This is a genomic window from Streptomyces sp. CoH27, assembly GCF_020181035.1.
GTDB classification, from domain to species: domain Bacteria; phylum Actinomycetota; class Actinomycetes; order Streptomycetales; family Streptomycetaceae; genus Streptomyces; species Streptomyces camelliae.
Genome location: NZ_JAIQYY010000097.1, coordinates 1 through 2,052, shown reverse-complemented (window position 1 = coordinate 2,052; position 2,052 = coordinate 1). Strand labels below are relative to the sequence as shown.

Sequence of the window (2,052 nt, the reverse complement as noted above, 5' to 3'; positions counted from 1 at the left end):
GGGGTTCGGGGCGCTGGGGCTGGCGCACGGCTTCGCCCACCTCAAGAACTGGCGCGTGCTCGGCAAGGTCCGCACCGACCCGAAATGGGCGACCGCCCTGGTCAGGGTCCTGCTGGTCCTCACAAACCGCGAAGTCTCCCGGTGACCGATGATCTCCGCCGTAGTCATTCGCCCACGATCGCCGCGTTCGAGGCAGCGCTGAAGGACCACACCGCAGATCCCTACGAGGGCCTCGTGGACTCCATCACGCTGTATTCCGCCACGCGGAGGCTGAGCGAGCACCAGCGCGACCTGATCGTGCTCCACTACGGGCTGGGCTTCAGCACGGTGGAAGCCGCAGCGCTCCTGGGCCTCGAAGCGGCCACCGTCCGCTCGCACCTGTGCCAGGCCCGCCGGCGTCTGGCTCGTCTGCTCCAGGCCGAGTACTCCGACCGCGCCGACCAGGGGGGAGAAGACGTCATGAGCTCGACGACTTGTCACGGGAAGGACCTGGTCCTGACAAGCAGAGTCCAGGAGCGGGGTGTACGGGGTTGTACGGGAAACGGGACTTCACAAAGCCGGCTCGGGCAGCCTGGTCTTGCCGCTTCACGCAAGGCCGGCCCAAGCGGCGGAGCGACCGCTCGAAGTGTCAGGGGAACGTCCAGCCAGCGTCGTTCCCCGGGCTGACCGTGCACAGCAAGCTGGTAGGCGAATCCAACGGCCCCGCCGCGGGCCGTTGTCCACAACTCCCCGGCATCCATTCCAGGACTCCGGGGTCGACCGTAGGGGGAAACATGCCCGGAGGCATCACCAAGGCCGCTGTCGCGGCCGTCATCGCCGCAGCCGCAGCCGTCGCCAGCACCACGAGCGCGCAGGCCACCCCGCTGCCCTATCCGATCTGGGACCAGGTTTCGACCGGCAGCCACGTCGGTGTCTATTCGCAGCCCTACGACACGCCTGCCAACAATCTCGGCTACACCCCCCTGAGCAAGGGGGACTATCTGAAGATCGACTGCTGGGTCGCCGGCGGCCAAGTCGGCAACGCCGGCGACGTGTGGTACCGCACGTGGCAGGTCGAGTACGCCAACGGTTCCAGCTGGGCCACCGTTACCGACCCCTGGTGGACCTTCGCTCCTTATGTCGACGGCGCCAGCTACTTCCACAACAACACCGTGCCGCCGTGCTGACCTGGTCCAGCCGTCCGGACCTCGGTCTGTGAGGGGCTGGACGGCCGCGGTCAGGCTGCGGCGCCGGAGCACACGGCTGGTTGGCCCGGCCTCCAGCGTTCTCGCGCTCTTGTCCGCGGTGCCGGTCAGGGCGTCAGACGAGGCGGACGGGGTTCGTGCCGGCGTGGCCGCCCGTGCCGAGGGTCCGTCGGGATGTCGGGGGTGTCGCCGGGTGGGCGCCGACTACTCCACGGGCCCGCTGACGAACGCCCGGCCTGTGAGGTGACGGACGGGCTGTGGGAGGCGATGGACGACGTCCGACACCCCGTCACGGTGCTCGCCGCCCCGGTCCCTGACGCGCACGCTGCGTGGGTCGGGTCCTGACCTTGTGTCTGGGCCGTGTGGGGTACGGTCGCGGCATGATGAGCCCGCGCCTGCCGCGTACGACCTGGGAGTACAGCTTGTCGGCCGCTGGAGAGCTGGTCGGGTGGTACCTGCCGCAGGACGACGGGGAGCCGCAGCGGCCGCCCGGGAGACGGCGGTGCTCCTGGCGGCCGCGGTGTACGCGCTCGCGGCCGACGCCGGGGTGAACGGCCCGCAGGTCGCCACCCTGCCCCTCGCGTCGCCCGCCGGACAGACCGGCCTGCTCACCACGCTCCACGACCACGTCCTGTCCGCGCTCTAGGTGCTGCGGGACAGGACGTTGGTGACGCAGGCCGATGTCTGGGAAAGCACGATGCTTCGACGGGCGTCGGTCGGGTAGCGTGCGGGCTATGTCGAGTCCTGAGTACCTGTTTTCGATCCTCGGTTTTGAGTAGCTTTGAGTCTTAGAGGTCCTAACAGAAGTGGGTGATCATGTGACTGTTGGGCTATCCGCTCGTTGGTCTGGCCGTGGGGAAACGTCAGT

General features: G+C 68.7%; 3 protein-coding genes and 1 pseudogene. All 4 read left to right on the top strand.

The features are described from left to right. Positions 1-145, top strand: a pseudogene (locus tag LE548_RS46370) (IS5/IS1182 family transposase); the annotation flags it as partial. After that, positions 142-666 (top strand): sigma factor-like helix-turn-helix DNA-binding protein, encoded by a 525-nt coding sequence (locus LE548_RS45210; RefSeq protein WP_225102852.1) that lies wholly within the window; start codon positions 142-144, stop codon positions 664-666. The pseudogene LE548_RS46370 and the gene LE548_RS45210, both read left to right, overlap by 4 nt. Positions 667-773: 107 nt before the next feature. Then, complete coding sequence (locus LE548_RS45205) at positions 774-1,166, top strand: hypothetical protein (RefSeq protein ID WP_225102851.1); 393 nt, start codon at positions 774-776, stop codon at positions 1,164-1,166. Positions 1,167-1,686: 520 nt separating this feature from the next. Beyond that, complete coding sequence (locus tag LE548_RS45200; RefSeq protein WP_225102850.1) at positions 1,687-1,830, top strand: hypothetical protein; 144 nt, start codon at positions 1,687-1,689, stop codon at positions 1,828-1,830. Positions 1,831-2,052 lie beyond the last annotated feature (222 nt).